Raw genomic sequence first — 17721 nt, forward strand, 5'->3', positions numbered from 1 at the left:
GATCAGGGCGCGGATCACCACCATGGCCGACACGAACGAGACCACGAAGCCCACGGCGAACACCGGCGCGTCGGCCGCGCTCAGCAGGTGGCGCGCCTTGAACAGGTCGTAGCCGCTGGCGGCGATCATGATGGGAATGGACAGAAAGAACGAGAACTCCGTCGCCGCCACCCGCGACAGTCCCAGCGACACGCCGCCCATGATGGTGGACCCGGAGCGCGACACGCCGGGAATGAGCGACAGCAGCTGCGCGAGCCCCACGCCCAGCGCCGTGGGCGTGCGGATGTCGTCCACCGTTTCGGTGCGCGGCGGGCGGTTGGCCACCCACCGCTCGATGATCAGGATGGCGATGCCGCCCAGCACCAGCGCGATGGCCACGGTTCGCGTGTTGAAGAGCGCGTCCTTGATGTAGTCCAGCGCCACGAAGCCCACCAGGGCCGCGGGAAGAAACGCGATCATCAGGTTCAGCACCAGCTTGCGGGCGCGGGGCTCGCGCGGGGCGGCGGCCAGCACGCCGAACACCTTGGCGCGGTACAGCCACACGACGGCCAGAATGGCGCCGAGCTGAATGAAGACTTCAAAGGTTTCCGCGTTCTTGTACTCGTGAAAGCCGAGCCACTGGGCGGCGACGATCAGGTGCCCCGTGGACGAGATGGGAAGGAATTCGGTGGCACCCTCCACCAGCCCCATCACGGCGGCCTTCAGCAGCAGCATCGCATCCATCCGGGCGTCTTCTTTCGGTCAGGCGTGGTACAGCGGTGGCGTGAAGCGTCCGGGCGGCGGGTGTGCGGCACGGGTTGTTGTCGTCGCTGGGGACGGTGGAGCGGCGAACGGCGGAACGGACGGATGCGGGCGTGCCCCTCCGCTGCGCTCCGGGTCGGGCTGCGGGCGCACTAGGGCACGATACAGCTGTGCCCAAGTGCGGCGAGCCACCGGCGCGCCCGGGCTGCGTCCCCTTCCCGCCACCTGCGTGCGCGGCGCGCCGGCGTCTCGCCCCTGCGGGCCCGCATCCCTCACGCAACGTGCGGCCTCGCGGCCGTCCGGGTGCGCGCATCCGCTTCGTCCCCGCGAGCCGCGACGGCAACCCCCATGCCGGTCAGCGCCGGACGGCCAGACGCGCCATGCCGCGGCGCCGGCCTCCTCGAGCTCATCGACCCTACCAGCCTTTCGCGGAAGCGATAGACGTGGCGAACCGTATCCTCAGCTAGCAGCTCTCCAATGCCTGCGGACGACTTGGTGCACTTCAACCGCCACACTCCCGTCCGCGCCACGCGCCTCGAACGTAAGGTACCACGAATCGGAGAATTGTTGCGGGCCGTCAGGCGCGCTGTAGTCGCCAATGTATCTGCTCTGGACGAACTCACTAGGTCAGCACATCAGCAAGAGAGACCACGCGCATGAGTTGATACCGGCGGGAGAGAATCGAATCTGCCATAGAGCGGAATCCAGTGTCTTCGGTGACCATGATCGATCCCTGCGCTGTCCCGAGATAAACAAGTTGCTGGAGATCGCTGGTTTGAACGAGACGGCCCTGCGGGTGAGCGATGATTTGGGCGTATGCGGTAGCTCCCCAACCGTCGAAAAACAAGCGCCAAGATCGATGCGATAGGAGTTCCTCAACCGGTGCCGACCCAGGAAGCTTCCACACAGTCCAAAGCGACTCGATGTAGTGCCCTAGATGGCTCGGTACGGACCAAACTTCATCGAGAAATTGCCCGACCGAAGGCCATCGCCCCCGAGCACCCTCCGCCTTGAACAGTGGCCTTAGAACGGCTGAGGCCTGCTCGTGCGCGGCCCGGAAGTTACTCTGTTGAGCATGTAAGTGTTGCCTAATTTCACCAGCAAGATCATCGGAGACTGATCGCGGATCACGGAATGCCCCGGTGAGTCGAGGTTCTGTCCAGTCGATGGTATTAGCTCCAGCCGCCAGCGCCTGTGCAGTCCGTCGAAGGCCTTCCGCAGGCAGCGTAAGTACGTGGTTCTCACCCGCGAGTTTATGCAGAGCAGCAAGCAACCGAGTTCGTGTCTCAGGATCACGGGATTTCAAGGCCTCAAGAACGTTGAGGGCGGACGGCCAAAATACCTTTCCGGTAGCCCGCAAACCCGCTTCCAGCTGAGCCTGTCTCTCCTTGGATTGGAGATTTCTCAGCGAACTATTGTCAACGAGACATAACTTTCCACGGTACAAAATTACACTCCTCACGTGATAAGTCGCGGCAGGGCGCGCTACAATTCGAAGCGGCAGGAGTGATCGACACTGGCTGAATTCCGGGCATTTGCTGTATCGGCATGCCAGATCGTTAATCCCCCGCGAGGCCCAACTGCGTGGGGACGAACGGAGCCTCGTGCATCACCACGGGCTTGCGGCGGCGCAGGATCTGGATCCACTCGCGGATGGAGACGGCGAGCACCAGCACCGCGACGGCCATGAACACCAGCGCCACCACCGCGTCCATCCTCGCGTTGAACAGCATCTGCTCCGCTGCGGCGATCGTCTTCGCTCCGGCGGGAAGGGTGCCGCCCGCCAGCGCGCTCTCGATGGCCCGGCCCTGCGCCAGGAAGCCGAGCTTGGGGTCGGCCGCGAACACCTTCTGCCATCCCGCGGTGAACGTCACCGTCGCCAGCCAGGCGAGCGGAACCAGCGTGGTCCACGCGTAGCGCGCCTTGCCGGACTTGATCAGCACCGTGGTGGCCACGCACAGCGCCACCGCCGCCAGCAGCTGGTTGCTGATGCCGAACAGCGGCCAGAGCGAGTTGATGCCGCCCAGCGGGTCCACCACGCCCTGGTAGAGGAAGTACGCCCATCCCCCCACCACCAGCGCGCTGCTCAGGATGATGGACGGGTACCACGAGGTGCGCCCCAGCGGCTTCCACACGTACCCCAGCAGCTCCTGCGTCATGAAGCGGCCCACGCGGGTGCCGGTGTCGATGGTCGTGAGGATGAACAGCGCCTCGAACATGATGGCGAAGTGGTACCACACCGCCGCCAGCCCCGGCCCGCCGATCACCCCCGAAAAGATCTGCGACATCCCCACGGCCAGCGACGGCGCACCCCCGGTTCGCGCCATCAGCGTTTCCTCACCCACCGAAGCCGCCAGCGCCTGCATCTGCTCCGGCGTCACCACGAAGCCCCAAGCCGCGATGGTGCGCGTCGCCGTCTCCAGCGTGCCGCCCACCACGCCGGCCGGCGCGTTGATGGCAAAGTAGACGCCGGGGTCCAGAATGCCCGCCGCCACCATGGCCATCACCCCCACGAACGACTCCATCAGCATGGCGCCGTATCCCACCAGCCGCGCATCGGACTCGCGCGACAGCATCTTGGGCGTGGTGCCCGAGGCCACCAGCGCATGAAAACCGCTGATGGCGCCGCACGCCACGGTAATGAAGGCAAAGGGGAACAGCTTGCCGGAAAACACGGGTCCCGTTCCGTCCACGAACTGCGTGACCGCCGGCATGCGCACCTCCGGCAGGGTGAGCAGAATGCCCGCGGCCAGCGCGGTGATCGTCCCGATTTTCAGAAAGGTGGACAGGTAGTCGCGCGGGCAGAGCAGCACCCACACGGGGAGCACGGAGGCGATGAACCCGTATCCCGCCATCAGCCAGACCAGCGTGGTCTTGTCGACCGTAAAGAACGCCGCCCACGCGGGATCGGCCGCCACCCAGCGCCCGCCCACGGTGGCCGCCAGCACCAGCACCACCCCGATGGCCGACGCCTCGCCCACGCGGTTGGGCCGGAACGCGTGCATCCACCACCCCATGAGCAGGGCGATGGGAACGGTGCAGGCGATGGTGAACAGCCCCCACGGCGAGTGCGCGAGCGCGTTCACCACGATCAGCGCCAGCACGGCCAGCAGAATGGCCATGATGCACAGCACGGCGATCATGGCGATGATCCCCGCCGCCGGGTTGATCTCTTCCCGCGCCATCTGCCCCAGCGACTTGCCGTCCCGCCGCATGCTGGCGAACAGGATCACGAAGTCCTGCACCGCCCCCGCCAGCACCACCCCCACGATGAGCCAGAGCGTCCCCGGCAGGTAGCCGAACTGCGCCGCCAGCACCGGCCCCACCAGCGGCCCCGCCCCGGCGATGGCCGCGAAGTGGTGCCCGAAGAGCACCCAGCGGTTGGTGGGGATGAAGTCCACGTGGTTGTCCAGCCGCTCGGCCGGGGTGGCGCGCCGGTCGTCCAGCTCCAGCACGCGCGTGGCGAGAAAGCGGGCGTAGAAGCGGTAGGCCACCGCGTAGGTGCACACGGCGGCGACCACCAGCCAGGCGGCGTTGATGGTTTCGCCGCGGTGCAGGGCGATGATGCCGAGGGCGGCGGCGCCCAGCAGGCCCACCGCGGCCCAGCCCAGCAGGGGAAGACGGTTTCGCATGGCGCGGAACGGATGGCGGAAAGACGGGTCCGGCGAGGAAGCGGGCAGAGCTGCGGAAAGTGCGGCGCCTTTCCGCCGGAAACAAGAGGGCGGAGCCGTCCGCGCCGGCGAACCGGGGCCGAACGCCACCTGAGGCTCGAAAACGGGAAACAGACGGTAAGAAACCGACCCGGTTAACGCCGCATCCGGGCCGGGTTGACCACCTGTGGCCTATCCGGAGCTTCTTTTGACGAAAGTTCTTGCCAAGGGTTGCGGCCCACGTGCAGCTTGCACCCGCGTCGCAGGCAGGGGCCGGATCGGCCCGGCCCGCGGCTCACCGGAAGGCGAGGATCGAGGCAAGGCGCGCAGGAATCCGGGCGCGCCGCTGTGGACAATCCGTTCCGCCCGCGCGGAACCGTGCAGGGCGCCGCGCACTCCGCGGCGCAGGCGCGTGCGAATGGGCGCACGCGTCCCCGTTCCACCCGCAACGCGAGGTGAAGCATGCACAAGCTCCGATTTGCCGCACTGGCCGTGGTCGTACTCGGCGGAGCCCTGCTGGGCACACCGCACGACGCGAGCGCCACGTACAGGAAGTCGCCCGCGATGTACTGCTGCGAGTACCGCATCGTGAAGTGGGGGATCGACCAGGTCCTCAACTCCTGCTGCCACGTGGGCGGCTGCCAGGCCACCATCGACGGCTGCACGTCGCTGTAGAACAAGCGGATCCCGAAGGTCGTTCATCCTTCAACCAGGGAGCTGGAGCCATGAAGCGTACCCTTGACGCCCTCGCATTCGCCGTCGTGTTCACCGGCGGGCTGTCCTTCACCCGCCCGGCGGAAGCGACCATGCTGCGAAATCCGCTGGACGTCTCGCCCGTGTACCGGGCGTGCTGCACGAGTGCAGACAAGCAGAACTTCTGCTGCGTGGAAGGCGGAGGCGGATGCCGCATCAACGCGACCGGATGCATTCGCGTGTAGGCCTGAACGCGGGAGGCCGGAGCCCGGCCTCCCGCGCACATCCACCTCCTGACACCAACATGACCAGACGAACACCCAACCTCGCACCCGTCGCGGCGCTCGCACTGCTCGCTGCGGCATGGGCCTGCGGCCCGCGCGAGAAAACGACTGACGAGCCGGCGGCGGTGGCCGGGCTCCAGGAAGAGATGCGAACGCCGCCTTCCGTGGAGTTCGGCGCCATCAACGCGATGACCGTCGACTCGCGCGGGCGCATCTTCGTGGGCGACGGCGCCCAGATCGTGGTGCTGCGCCCGGACGGCTCGGTGCAGGCGCGGATGGGGCGCGAGGGCTTCGGCCCGGGCGAGTTCAAGTGGATCAACACGCTCGCCGTGCTGCCCCGCGACAGCCTGTACGTGTACGACAGCGGACTGCGGCGCGTGACGGTCTACGCCGCGGGCGGCGAGCGGCCGGCGTACACCACCACCCTTCCCGGCCCGGAAGCGGTGACGCCGGTTACGGCCAAGCCGGCCGGCGGCGGCATCGTGGCCGCGTACCAGACCGCGCTGGGCGACGTTCCCGGGCGTGAGCAGGGCGGCCGGCTTCCCGTGATCCTGCGCCTGCTGAACACGGACGCCTCCATTCGCAGCGACTCGCTGGTGCTGCTGCGCGAGCCGCAGGCCCTGCGCATCTACAACGGCGAGGGGCGCGGACACCTCTTCTACCCCTTCGCGCGGCGCAGCCTGTTCGCCGTCTCGCCCGCGGGGACCGTGTACGAGGCGTGGACGGACTCGCTGCGCTTTACCGCGCACGCCCTGGACGGCCGCACCCGGTGGACGGTGTCAGAGCCCTTCAAACCGCGCCCCGTGACGCGCCACGAGATGGACAGCGTGGTGAACGCGCTCACCGGCGCACCGTTCTCCGCGCAGACCGTCCGGCGCGCGCTCCGCGCCACGGGCACGCAGACGTGGCCGGCGCTCCGGTCGTTTCTGGTGGACGACCGCGAGCGGCTCTGGGTGAGCCTGACGCCCGCGCGGGAGCAGCGGGACGTGGAGTGGCGCGTCCTTACCCGGCGGGGGCGCGCCGGCACCCTGCGGCTCCCCGAGTCCGTGCAGCTCCTGGCCGTCCGCGGCGAGCGCGCCTACGCCATCGCCCACGACGAAGACGACGTGCAGTCCGTGGTGGTCTACCGCATTCAGCCCGGCCCGGCCGGCAAGGAGGCGCGATGAACGGAAGGACGTTCGCTTCCCACCTGTTCACCGGCGTGCTGGTGGTGTGCGCGGTGGTGATGACGGTCGCCGTCGCCAAACGCGAGTTCATCGCGCGCGCGGCGGAGCCGCCGTCCGTGGCGCGGCGGCTCGTCGGCGCGGAGCGCCTGGCGGACACCGGCCGGGTGATGGGGCGCGCCACGGCACCGGTGCGCGTCGTGGAGTTTTCCGACTTCCAGTGCCCGTTCTGCGCGCAGATGCAGGCGGCGCTGCGCAACGTGCGGGCGCGGCACCCGGACCGCGTGGCCGTCGTGTACCGGCACTTTCCGCTGGACGCCATCCATCCCCATGCGCGGACGGCCGCCATGGCCGCGGAGTGCGCGGGGGAGCAGGGCCGGTTCGAGGCGTACCACGACGCGCTCTTCGCCGGGCAGGAGGCCATCGGCACGCGGGGGTGGGACCGCTTTGCCGCCGAGGCCGCCGTCCCCGACACCGCCGCCTTTGGCGCCTGCCTGCGGGCGCAGCGCCCCGCGGCCGCCGTGGACCGCGACGCCCGCGCCGCCGCGGCCCTGAAGCTGAACGTGACCCCGTCGCTCATCATCAACGGCGAACTGCGCCCCGGCACACTGAGCGAAGCCGAGCTGGAGCGCTGGATCCTGGGTGCGGCGAATGACCGCTGAGGCGGCCCCGGAAATGGACCGGCGCGAGTTCCTGTCCGCCGCCGCCGCGATTTCCTTTGCCGCCTGGGCCGGCGGATGCGAGGGCGGCGAGACGGTGGCCAACCCCGAGGTCATCGTGATCGGCGCCGGGCTGGCGGGGATGGCGGCCGCGCTGGACCTGGTGGCCGGCGGAAAGGAAGTGCTGGTGCTGGAGGCGCGGGACCGGCCGGGCGGCCGGGTGCATACGCTGCGGACGCCCTTCACGGACGGGCTGCACGCCGAGGCCGGCGCCGTGTTCATTCCCGACCACCACGACCTCACGCTGCGGTTTGCGCGGGAGCTGGCGCTGCCGCTGCGGCCGGCGTGGGACCGCCGCCGTGCTTCCGCGCAGCGCTACCACCTGTCGGGGCGCACGGTGGCGGCCGACGCGGACGGGGCGGTGGACTGGCCCGTCGCGCTGCATCCGCGTGAGCGCGGGCTGAGCCCGGAAGCGATGGCCAACCTGTACCTGGACGAACTGGTGCAGGAGATCGGCGACCCCGCGCACCCGTCGTGGCCGGGCCCGCGCGCGCTGCGCTACGACAACCGCACCCTCGCGGCGCTGCTGCGCGCCCGGGGCGCGTCGCCCGGCGCGCTGCGCGTGATGCGGCTGGGGTACCTGGAAGAGTGGGGCGACGGGATCGGCGCGGTGTCGGCGCTCTTCGCCCTGCGCGACCTGGCGCTCAACGGGGGGCGCGGCGGCGCGTTTGTGATGGACGGGGGGACGGACCGGCTCCCCCGCGCCATGGCGGCCCGCCTCTCCGGCCGCATCCGCTTCGGCGCGGAAGTGACGTCGGTGGAAAGCTCCGGGCGGGGCGTGCGCGTAGACTGGGTGGAAGGGGGCATGCCCAGGTCGGCGATGGCGCGCAAGGCGGTGTGCGCGCTCCCCTGCCCCGCCCTGCGCCGCATCCGCATCGCCCCTGCGCTCCCGGCGGAGCAGCGCGCGGCCGTGGACCAGCTCCCCGCGACCTCGGTGACGCGCATCTACCTGCAGATGCGCGGCTTCGAGGGCGCGGACGCGGGAATGAGCGTGCCCACCGACACGCCGGCCATGCTGATCGCCACGGCGGACGCGGGGCGGGGGGACGGAACGGCGCTGCTGGAAACGTTCATCACGGGCGAGCGGGCGCGCCGCGCCGCGGCCCTGGGCGCGGACGAGCGGGTGGCGTTCGCGACCGCGTGGGTGCGGCGCGTGCTTCCCGGCGCGGGCGGGCGGGTGCACACGGGCACCTCGTACGCGTGGGACACGGACCCGTGGGCGCATGGCGACTACGCCTGGTTCCGCCCCGGGCAGATGCGGCGCCTGCTGCCGCACCTGGCCGTTCCCGCGGGGCGCATTCACTTCGCGGGGGAGCAGACGTCCACCTCGCCGGGATGGATGCAGGGCGCGCTGGCCTCCGGAATCCGCGCCGCGCAGGAAGTGCTGGCCGCCCGCCGCTGACGCGGCCGGGCAACGGTATCGCCCCGCCCGGAGTCTGTGATATACCGGGCACCGTGCGGAGCGAGCTGCGCATGTTCCGACACCATTTGTGCTTGTTGCCCGCCGCGGTTATCTTTTGCAGCCCCTCCCGCGGATCCTGGTTCTGCCTCTTCCCGTAGCTTCCATGTCCCTCCGACGCCGACTCGCCCCCGCCGTACTGGGCCTGACCACGGTCGCGGTCCTGAGCGCCGCCATCTACCGTCGCACGCAGAAGACCGGCGACGACGCCCCGGCAAAGGACGCCGCGCCGGCGCCGCTGGTGCAGACCTCCGCGTCCGGCACCTTCGCCACCGACGTCGCCATCCCCGTGCAGGGCACCCGGGCCGTGCGCGGCGAACTGGTGATGTCGGTGAGCGCCGCGGGGCAGGCCGAGGCCTGGCAGAAGACGGTGCTCGTGGCGCAGGTCACCGGCCGCGTGACCTCCCTCCCCATCCGCGAGGGCGACGCCGTGCGCGCCGGGCAGACCGTGGCCGGGCTGGACGGCGCGGAGTACGCGCTGAACGTGGAAGAGGCCGAGGCCGCGCTCAACGACGCGCGGGGCAAGATGCGCGAGGCTACCCTGCTGGACGACCAGATCGACGACGCGCAGGTAAGGTCCGACCGGCAGGCCGCGGCCCGCTCGCGCAGCGGGGTGGAGGCGGCGGAGGTGCGCGTGCGCCGTGCGCGGCTGGACCTGTCGCGCACGCGGCTGTCCGCCCCGTTCGCCGGGCGCGTGGCCTCGCTCAAGGCCGTTCCCGGGCAGTGGGTGCGCCAGGGCGACGAGCTGATGACGCTGGTGTCGCTGGACCCCATCCGCGTGCAGGTGCAGGTGCTGGAAAGTGAGCTGGCGCACCTGGCCCCGGGGCACACGGCCACGGTGAGCTTCGCCGCCTTTCCCGGCGAGCGCTTCACCGGGCGCATCCAGACGCTGAACCCCATCGTGGAAAGCGGAACCCGCACCGCGCGCGTCACCGTCCTCGTCCCCAACCCCGGCGGGCGCATTCTGCCCGGGATGTACGCCCGCGTCTCGCTGGAGGCGCGCCGCTTCGCCAGCCGGGTGCTGGTGCCCCGCGCCGCGCTGCTGGAGCGCGACCGGCGGACCATGCTGTTCGTCTTTGACGGATCAGGCACCTCCGGCACCGCCAAGTGGCGCTACGTCACCCCGGGGCTGCAGAACGACTCCGTCGTGGAGATCGTGTCCGGGGTGGACACCGACAGCGTGGCCCCCGGCGAAACCGTGCTGGTGGACGGCCACTACACCCTGATCCACGACGCCCGCGTGCGGCTGGTGGACGACGTGCGCTCCGCCGGCGGCCGCCCCGACTGACGGCCCGCGCCGCTTTCTCCGTCCCTGCTCCCGACCACCATGAAGTCCCTGCTCACCGGCGCGGTGCTGGCCGCGCTCGCCCCGCTGGCGCTGTGCGCCCAGGCGGACACGGTTCCGCTCTCCCTGGCCGAGGCCCAGCGCGTGGCCGCGGAAAACAACCCGCAGTTCCGCCGCACGGAGGCCGACGTGGCCACCGCCGAGGCGGAGGTGCTGCGCGCGCGCGGCGCCTTTCTGCCCTCCCTGTCGCTGGGGCTGCGCACGGGCGGCAGCTACAGCCGCCGCTTTACCGGCGTGGACCAGTTCGGCAACACCGTGGTGCGCGACGACCCGCTGGACATCAAGAGCAGCTCCGCCCAGCAGTCGCTGTCGCTGGGCCAGCTGACGCTGTTTGACGGCGGAGCGCGGCAGAAGGACGCGCGCGCGGCGCGGGCCGGGCTGCAGGCCAGCCAGGCGCGGGTGGGCACGGAAGGGCTCCGGGTGCGCGGCGAGGTGGAGCGCCGCTACTGGGACGCCGTGCGTGCATCCAGCCTGATCCGCCTGGAAGAGGAGCTGCTGCGCTCCGCCCGCGAGCGGCTGACGGCCACGCAGTCGCTGCTGCGCGTGGGCGTGCGCGGCCCGCTGGACGTGCTGGCGGCGGAGGTCACCGTGGCCGAGCAGGAGCAGGCGGTGGAGCGCGCCCGCGGCGACGCCCGACGCACGGAGCTTGACCTGCGGCAGTCCATGGGCGTGCTCACCGGCCCGCCGGTGGCGCTCACTGACCGCCCGGCGGACCCGTTTGACCCGGCGTCGCTGGACGCGGAGGCGCTGGTGGCCCGCGCCCTGGCCTCGCACCCCCGCCTGATGCGCACGGACGCCGCGGCGCGGCAGGCCGAGTACCGGCTGGACGCCGCCCGCGCCAACCGCTGGCCGCGTCTGACCGCGGGCGCCTCGCTGGGCCGCAGCCAGTTCTTCAGCGACTACTCGGGGCTCAAGGAGCCCAACCCGCTGGACCAGGCGGCCAGCTTTGACCTGAACCTGAGCTACCCCATCTTTTCGCAGTACCAGAACTCCGCCCGCATCCAGTCGGCGCGGGCGGGCCGCGACGCCGCGCTGGAAGACACGCGCGGCGAGCGGCTGGCCGTGGAGCGCGACGTTCGCGCGGCGCTCGTTGAGCTGCGCAACGCGTACGCCGCGTCGGCGCTGGCCGCCCGGTCGCTGGAACTGAACCGCCGCCGGCTGGAGCTGGCGCGGCGGCAGTACCAGGTGGGCTCGCTCACCTCCACGGAGCTGACCGACGCGGTGGAGCGCGCCGCCCGCGCCGAGCGCGACGCCCTGCGCACCCGCTACGAGTTCGCCTCGGCGCTCGCCACGCTGCGCGAGCGCACGGGCGAAACCGCCGCCGCGCCCTGACCCCGCCGCCACGGACCTGAGCCGCATGTCGCTGCCGCGCATCGCCATCGACCGGCCGGTCGCCGTCGCCATGTTCTTTCTGGGCGTGGTGTTCCTGGGCCTGCTCTCCTTTTTTCGCCTTCCCATCGACTTGCTGCCGGACGTGGCGTACCCGCGGCTGGTGGTGTACACCACCGACGCGGGCGCCGCCCCGGCCGAGGTGGAGCGCTTCATCACCGAGCCGGTGGAGCAGGCCATCAGCACGGTGCCCGGCGTGCAGGGGGTGGAAAGCGTCACGCGCGAGGGCGCGTCGCTCGTCACCGCCCGGTTCGCGTGGGGCACGGACATGGACTTCGCCGCGCTGAACGTGCGCGAGCGGCTGGACAACGTGCGCGACGCCCTTCCCGAACTGGCCGCGCGCCCCGTGGTGCTGCGGACGGACCCGCGCAGCGAGCCCATCATGGCGCTCTCCGTCTCCGGCGGGCGCGACCTTCCCGGCCTCAAGGAGCTCACGGAGTCCGTCTTCAAGCGGCGGCTGGAGCAGATCGACGGGGTGGCGCAGGCGCAGGTGACGGGCGGCTCCGAGCGGGAGATTCACGTGCACGTGGACCCGCGCGCGCTGGAAAGCTTCGGGCTCACGGTGGACGATGTGGCGCAGGCGCTCAAGGAGTCCAACGCCTCCGCGCCGGGCGGCACCATTCTGCGCGGGCGCTACCGCTACTCGCTGCGCACGCTGGGCGAGCTGCGCGGTGTGTCCGAAATCGCCGACGTTCCCCTGCGCCGCGCCTCGGCCGGCCCCGGCGCGGACAGCACGGGCGCGCGCGTGCTGCTGCGCGACGTGGCGCGGGTGGAGGACGGCTTTCGCGAGCGGGAGTCGCTGGCGCGCTACAACGGCCAGGAAGCGGTGGGGCTGCTGGTGTTCAAGAACGCGGACGCCAACACCGTGCGCGTGGCCGGGCAGGTGGACCAAACGCTGGCCCAGCTGCGGCGGGAGTATCCGGACGTGGCCATGGAGGTCGCCGTCAGCCAGGCCGGCTTCATCTCCGACGCGCTCGCCAACGTGGTGCAGGAGGTGCTGCTGGGCGGCATCATGGCCTTTCTGGTCCTCTTTCTCTTTCTTCGCGAGGCGCGCTACCCGGTCGCCATCGCCCTCGCCATCCCCATTTCCCTGATCGCCACCTTTGCGATGCTGCACGCCACCGGCGTGTCGCTCAACATCCTGTCGCTGGGCGGAATGGCGCTGGGGGTGGGGATGCTGATGGACAACTCCATCGTGGTGCTGGAGAACGTCTTTCGGCACCGCGAGCTGGGCCTGCGCGCCCGCGCCGCCGCCGCCCTGGGCGCGGAAGAGGTGCAACGCGCCATCACCGCGTCCACGATCACGACCATCGCCGTCTTCGGCCCCATCGTGTACATCGAGGGGGTGGCCGGCGAGCTGCTGGGCGCCCTGGCGATGGCCGTCGCCTTTTCGCTCCTGGCCTCCATCGTGGTCGCCGTGACCCTGCTCCCCGCCCTGGCCGCGCGGTGGGAGGGCGACACGGGGCGCGGGGCGGGGACGGGGCGCATCGCCCGCTTCTTTGCGCCGGTGCTGGACGGGTTCGACCGCGGGTTCGCGCGCTTCGCCGCGCTGTACGAGCGCACCCTGGCCTCGGCGATGCGGCACCGGGCGCGGACGCTGGCGTTCGCCGTGTTTCTGCTGGTGGTGGGCGTGGGCGTGGGATTCCTCCTCCCGCGCGGGGTGCTGCCGGAGGTGGACCAGGGCTCGTTCCGCATCCGGGTGGAGCTGCCGGAGGGAACGCCGCTGGCGCGCACCGCGGACCAGACCGCCCGGCTGGAGCGGCGGGTACGCGCGGACCCCGCGGTGCTGGCCGTGTTTACGCGCGTGGGCCGGCAGGTGGCGGTGGCGGGGATGGACGACCGCCAGAGCGGGCTGAACACCGCCGTGATGGACGTGCGGCTGCGCGACGGCGCCACGACGGCGGAGGCGCTGGAGCGGCTGCGCCCGGCGCTCGCGTCGTTCCCTTCCGGCTCGGTGGCGGTGGAGGCGGGGCAGGCCACGGCGCTCGGCCGGCTGCTGGGCGGCGGGGAGGCGGACCTGGCCGTGCGCGTGCGCGGACAGAACCTGGATGCCGCCCTGGCCTACGCCGGCGAGCTGCAGCGCAGGCTGGCCGCCGAGCCGTCGGTGACCAACGCGCGGCTGGGGACGGAACTGGGCCAGCCCGAAATGCGGGTGGAGATCGACCGCGAGCGCGCCGCCGCCTTTGGCATTGACCCGCGGCGCATTTCGCAGACGGTGGAAAGCTACATGAAGGGCACCGTGGCCACCGAACTCGTGGAGTTCGACCGCAAGGTGCCCGTCGTCGTGCGCCTGCCGGACGAGGCGCGCCACTCCCCCGCCACGCTGCAGGAGCTGCGGGTGCAGGGCGTTCCTCTGCGCGAGCTGGTGCGCGTGCACGACGCCGCGGGGCCCAGCGAGATCCGGCGGATGGACCAGAGCCGGATGGTGACGCTGCACGCGGACGCCGGGCCGGACGGGGTGGACCACGCCGTGGCGCGCATTCAGGCCGTGGTGGCCGCCGCGCCGCCGCCGCACGGGCTGCGGGTGGACATCGGCGGCGAGAACGAGGAGATGCGCCGCGGCTTCACGGGGCTTGCCTTCGCCTTTCTGCTCGCGCTCCTGCTCGTGTACATGCTGCTGGCGGCAGAGTTCGAGTCGCTCCTGCTCCCCTTCATCGTCCTGCTGGCCGTGCCGCTGGCGGCGGTGGGCGCCACGGTGGCGCTCTGGGTGACGGGCGCGGGGCTCAACACCATGAGCCTGATCGGGATGGTGATCCTGGTGGGGATCGTGGACAACGACGCGGTGGTCAAGGTGGACTTCATCATCCAGGCGCGAAAGCAGGGGATGACGCGCCACGAGGCCATCCACGCCGCCGGCCACGCCCGCATGCGCCCCATCGTGATGAACAGCATCACCGCCATGCTCGGCCTGCTTCCCCTGGCGCTGGGGATCGGGCCGGGCGGCGAGCTGCAGGCGCCGCTGGCCATCGCGGTGTTCGGCGGCCTGCTCTCCGCGACGGCGCTGACGCTGGTGGTGATCCCCGTTTCGTACGACGTGCTGGACGAACTGAGCGAGCGCATCGGGGCGTGGATGGGGCGCGGGCCGTCCGCGGAGCCCGCGCCCGCGGTTCCGGCCGGCCTGGCGGCGGGGGACTGATGTCCGCCTTCGTGTCGGCGCAAACGGCGCTGGACGGGCGCCCCGCGGAAAGGCGGGGCGGATGATCGGCTTTTCCATCCGCCGCCCCGTGGCGGTCGCCATGCTGTTCGGCGCGCTGGCGCTGCTGGGGATCGCGTCGTGGTTCCGCGTGCCGCTGGAGCTGCTGCCCGACACGGAGCTTCCCCGGCTGCGCGTCACCGCCAACTGGCCGGGCGCCTCGCCGGAGGTCATGGAGGCGTTCATGACCTCGCCGCTGGAGGCGGCGGTGCAGCAGGTGCGCGGGGTGGAAAAGGTGACCTCCACCTCCGAGGAAGGGCGCGGCGTGGTGGACGTGGAGTTCGCCCGCGGCGCCGACATGAACTTTGCGCGGATGGAGCTGAGCGAGCGCCTGGCCGCCATGGACGGCTCGCTCCCCGAGGGCGCCGGCCGGCCGCGGGTGGAGGCGTACGTGCCCGAGGAGTTCGCGGAACAGAACCGGCCCTTTCTGCGCTACACGCTCACGGGCCCGCTGACCGCCGAGGCGCTGCGGACGGTGGTGGACGACCAGGTGGCGCCGGAGCTTCGCCAGGTGGACGGCGTGGCCGACGTGCAGGCGTTCGGCGGGCGCGCGCGGCTGCTGGAGATCGCGCTGGACGAGGGGCGCATTCTGGCGCTGGGGCTGTCGCCCGAGACGGTGCGCCAGCGCGTGCGCGACCTGGAGGACGTGCGCGAGGCCGGGGGCGTGGAGCGGGCCGGGACGCGCTACACGGTCGCCATCCGTGAGCACGCCGGCTCGGCCGCCCAGCTGCGCGCGCTGCCGCTGGCGACGGACGGGGGGCGCATGGTGCGGCTGGCGGACGTGGCCACCGTGCGCGACACGTACGAGGAGCCGCGGACGCTGTACCGCATCAACGGCCACCCCGCCGTCTCCTTTCAGGTGGTGAAGGAGCTGGGGACCAACGTGGTGAGGGTGGCGGACGCGGCCAAGGCCCGCGCGGAAGCGCTGAACGGGCACCTGCCCGGCGGCGCCCGCCTGCTGCTGGACGGGGACGAGAGCAAGGCGGTGCGCGCCCAGTTGACGGACCTGCGCGGCCGCGCGCTGTCCGCCGCGCTGATCGTCTTCGCCGTCCTCTTCCTCTTCCTGCGCTCCGTCCGCTCGGCCGCCATCGTCTTTTCCAGCATCGCCTTTTCGGCGCTCATCACCCTCAACCTCATCTACTTCGGCGGATTGACGCTGAACGTGCTGACGCTGATGGGGCTGGCCATGGGCTTCGGCCTCATCATCGACAACGCGGTGGTGGTGCTGGAGAACGTGTACACGCACGCCCGCACCGCACCCGACGCGCCGACCGCCGCCGAGCGGGGCGCGCGCGAGATGGTGCTTCCCGTGCTGGCCGCGACGCTGACGACGGTCATCGTCTTCATCCCCTTCGTGTACCTGCAGGGCGAGGTGCGGCTGTTCTACGTGCCGCTCGCCATCGTGGTCGGCTTCACCAACGTGGCATCGCTGTTCGTCACCTTCACCTTCACGCCCGCCCTGGCCGGCCGGCTGCTGGCGGGAAGGGTACGGCGGATACGGGAGCGCCCCGCGCCGGAGCGGCCGCCGCTGTACCTGCGGATGTACGCGGCCATGCTGGGCGGCACGCTGCGCTGGCCCTGGGCGGCGGTGCTGGGCTCCGCGCTCATGCTGGGCGGCTCGTGGGTGCTGTTCGACAAGTACGTGACGCGCGGCACCGTGTGGCGCGCCTGGGGGAGCGAGCAGTCGTACATCGGCATCCTGTTCGACATGCCGCGGGGCGAGGAGCTGGCGCGCACGGACCAGATCGTCCGCTCGTTCGAAGCGCGGCTGGCCGCCATGCCCGAAGTTTCCCGCTTTACGACGTACGTGTACCCGCAGGCGGCGCAGATGCGGGTGGACTTTCCGGATTCGCTCCAGCAGACCTCCATTCCCGTCGCCATCAAGGAGCAGCTGGAGGCGTTCAGCCACCTGTACGGCGGCACCGAGGTGCGGGTGAGCGGCTACGGGCCGTCGTTCTACGGCGGGGGCGGGTCGCCGCCCAACTACAGTATCAAGGTGCTGGGCTACAACTACGAGCGGGTGCGCGAAATCGCGGAAGACGTGGGGCGGCGGCTCAAGCGCTTCAGCCGCATCCAGGACGTGGACACCAACTCGTCCGGCTCGTGGTTCACGCGCGACAAGGCCACGGAGGTGGTGCTGCGGGTGGACCGCGAGCGGATGGCGGCGCACGGCATTACCGCGGCGGAGCTGGTGCGCCGGGTGAACGCCGCCATCGGGCGCAACGGGCAGCGCGGGGTGCTGCGGCTGGGCGACGAGGAATTGACGTTCAGCGTGGCGCTGCTGGGGCACGAGCGGATGGATGTGACGCAGCTGCAGAACCTGCTCGTCCCCCGCCCGGGCGGCGGCGCCGTGCGCGTGGGCGACGTGGCGCGCACGGAGGAGCGCGAGGTGCTCAACAGCATCGTGCGCGAGGACCAGCAGTACCAGCGCACGGTGAGCTACGAGTTCCGCGGCCCCAACAAGCTGGGCGACAAGGTGCACGCCGCCGTCATCCGCGCCACGCGGCTCCCCCCGGGCTACACGCTGGTGGGGCGCGAGGAGTGGAAGTGGTCGGACGATGAACGGACGCAGATCTACGGCGTGCTGGGCATCTCGCTCCTCCTGGTGTTCATGGTGACGGCCGCCCTGTTCGAATCGCTGCGCCAGCCGCTGTGCGTGCTGCTGACGGTGCCCATGGCGCTGATCGGCGTCTTTCTGGTCTTCTTCTTTACCGGGGCCAGCTTCAGCCGCGAAGCCTTCATCGGCGTGATCATGATGGGGGGCGTGGTGACCAACAACGCCACGCTGCTGGTGGACCACGTGAACCAGCTTCGGCGCGGGGGCGGGATGCCGCTGCGCGACGCGGTGCTGCGCGGAACGCTGGAGCGCGTGCGCCCCATCCTGATGACCAGCGCGGTCACCATCCTGGGCCTGCTGCCGCTGGTGCTGTTCAGCGAGGCGGCGGACGCCAACATCTGGAACGCGCTGGGATATTCCCTTCTCGGCGGCCTGGCGAGCAGCACCGTGCTGGTGCTGACGGTGCTCCCCGCGCTCTACCTGCTCTTTGAGCGCGGCCCCGAACGCCGCAACCTTCGCCGCTCGGTG

11 protein-coding genes are annotated in these 17721 nt (G+C 71.2%); 9 read left to right on the plus strand and 2 right to left on the minus strand.

Annotated elements, in window-relative coordinates:
- Positions 1-714, minus strand: a 714-nt coding sequence (locus VF665_RS09905) for an undecaprenyl-diphosphate phosphatase (protein ID WP_331053260.1), incomplete at its 3' end; no start/stop codon positions are given.
- A gap of 1586 nt (positions 715-2300) precedes the next feature.
- A complete protein-coding gene (locus tag VF665_RS09910; protein WP_331053261.1) occupies positions 2301-4373 on the minus strand; it encodes a carbon starvation CstA family protein in 2073 nt (690 codons plus the stop codon).
- Positions 4374-4853: 480 nt separating this feature from the next.
- Between VF665_RS09910 and VF665_RS09915 the strand changes: the two genes are divergently transcribed.
- From VF665_RS09915 to VF665_RS09955, 9 genes are all read left to right on the plus strand, one after another.
- Positions 4854-5066 (plus strand): hypothetical protein, encoded by a 213-nt coding sequence (locus tag VF665_RS09915; protein WP_331053262.1) that lies wholly within the window; start codon positions 4854-4856, stop codon positions 5064-5066.
- Positions 5067-5116: 50 nt separating this feature from the next.
- Entirely contained in the window at positions 5117-5329 is a 213-nt protein-coding gene (locus tag VF665_RS09920) for a hypothetical protein (RefSeq protein WP_331053263.1), read from the plus strand.
- 59 nt (positions 5330-5388) lie between these two features.
- The gene (locus VF665_RS09925; RefSeq protein ID WP_331053264.1) at positions 5389-6534 is read left to right on the plus strand and encodes a hypothetical protein; all 1146 of its coding nucleotides are present in this window, start codon (positions 5389-5391) and stop codon (positions 6532-6534) included.
- Entirely contained in the window at positions 6531-7193 is a 663-nt protein-coding gene (locus tag VF665_RS09930) for a DsbA family protein (RefSeq protein ID WP_331053265.1), read from the plus strand. Before VF665_RS09925 ends, VF665_RS09930 begins: the two co-directional genes overlap by 4 nt.
- Entirely contained in the window at positions 7183-8652 is a 1470-nt protein-coding gene (locus VF665_RS09935; RefSeq protein ID WP_331053266.1) for an NAD(P)/FAD-dependent oxidoreductase, read from the plus strand. Before VF665_RS09930 ends, VF665_RS09935 begins: the two co-directional genes overlap by 11 nt.
- 163 nt (positions 8653-8815) lie before the next feature.
- Entirely contained in the window at positions 8816-9997 is a 1182-nt protein-coding gene (locus tag VF665_RS09940) for an efflux RND transporter periplasmic adaptor subunit (RefSeq protein ID WP_331053267.1), read from the plus strand.
- Positions 9998-10036: 39 nt separating this feature from the next.
- Positions 10037-11386: a TolC family protein gene (locus VF665_RS09945; RefSeq protein WP_331053268.1), complete on the plus strand. Its 1350-nt coding sequence runs from the start codon at positions 10037-10039 to the stop codon at positions 11384-11386.
- A 25-nt stretch (positions 11387-11411) separates the two neighbouring features.
- Entirely contained in the window at positions 11412-14579 is a 3168-nt protein-coding gene (locus tag VF665_RS09950) for an efflux RND transporter permease subunit (protein ID WP_331053269.1), read from the plus strand.
- 61 nt (positions 14580-14640) lie between these two features.
- Positions 14641-17721 (plus strand): efflux RND transporter permease subunit (locus VF665_RS09955; protein WP_331053270.1); only part of this gene is annotated, 3081 nt, incomplete at its 3' end.

Origin of the sequence: Longimicrobium sp. (assembly GCF_036387355.1) — a bacterium.
In the GTDB taxonomy this organism is placed as follows: Bacteria; Gemmatimonadota; Gemmatimonadetes; order Longimicrobiales; family Longimicrobiaceae; genus Longimicrobium.

Bases quoted from the DNA above. Each gene is read 5' to 3' on its own strand.
- VF665_RS09935 (WP_331053266.1), top strand. From the start codon at position 7,183: ATGACCGCTGAGGCGGCCCCGGAAATGGACCGGCGCGAGTTCCTGTCC.
- VF665_RS09950 (WP_331053269.1), top strand. From the start codon at position 11,412: ATGTCGCTGCCGCGCATCGCCATCGACCGGCCGGTCGCCGTCGCCATG.
- VF665_RS09920 (WP_331053263.1), top strand. From the start codon at position 5,117: ATGAAGCGTACCCTTGACGCCCTCGCATTCGCCGTCGTGTTCACCGGC.
- VF665_RS09930 (WP_331053265.1), top strand. From the start codon at position 6,531: ATGAACGGAAGGACGTTCGCTTCCCACCTGTTCACCGGCGTGCTGGTG.
- VF665_RS09940 (WP_331053267.1), top strand. From the start codon at position 8,816: ATGTCCCTCCGACGCCGACTCGCCCCCGCCGTACTGGGCCTGACCACG.
- VF665_RS09945 (WP_331053268.1), top strand. From the start codon at position 10,037: ATGAAGTCCCTGCTCACCGGCGCGGTGCTGGCCGCGCTCGCCCCGCTG.
- VF665_RS09910 (WP_331053261.1), bottom strand. From the start codon at position 4,373: ATGCGAAACCGTCTTCCCCTGCTGGGCTGGGCCGCGGTGGGCCTGCTG.
- VF665_RS09925 (WP_331053264.1), top strand. From the start codon at position 5,389: ATGACCAGACGAACACCCAACCTCGCACCCGTCGCGGCGCTCGCACTG.
- VF665_RS09915 (WP_331053262.1), top strand. From the start codon at position 4,854: ATGCACAAGCTCCGATTTGCCGCACTGGCCGTGGTCGTACTCGGCGGA.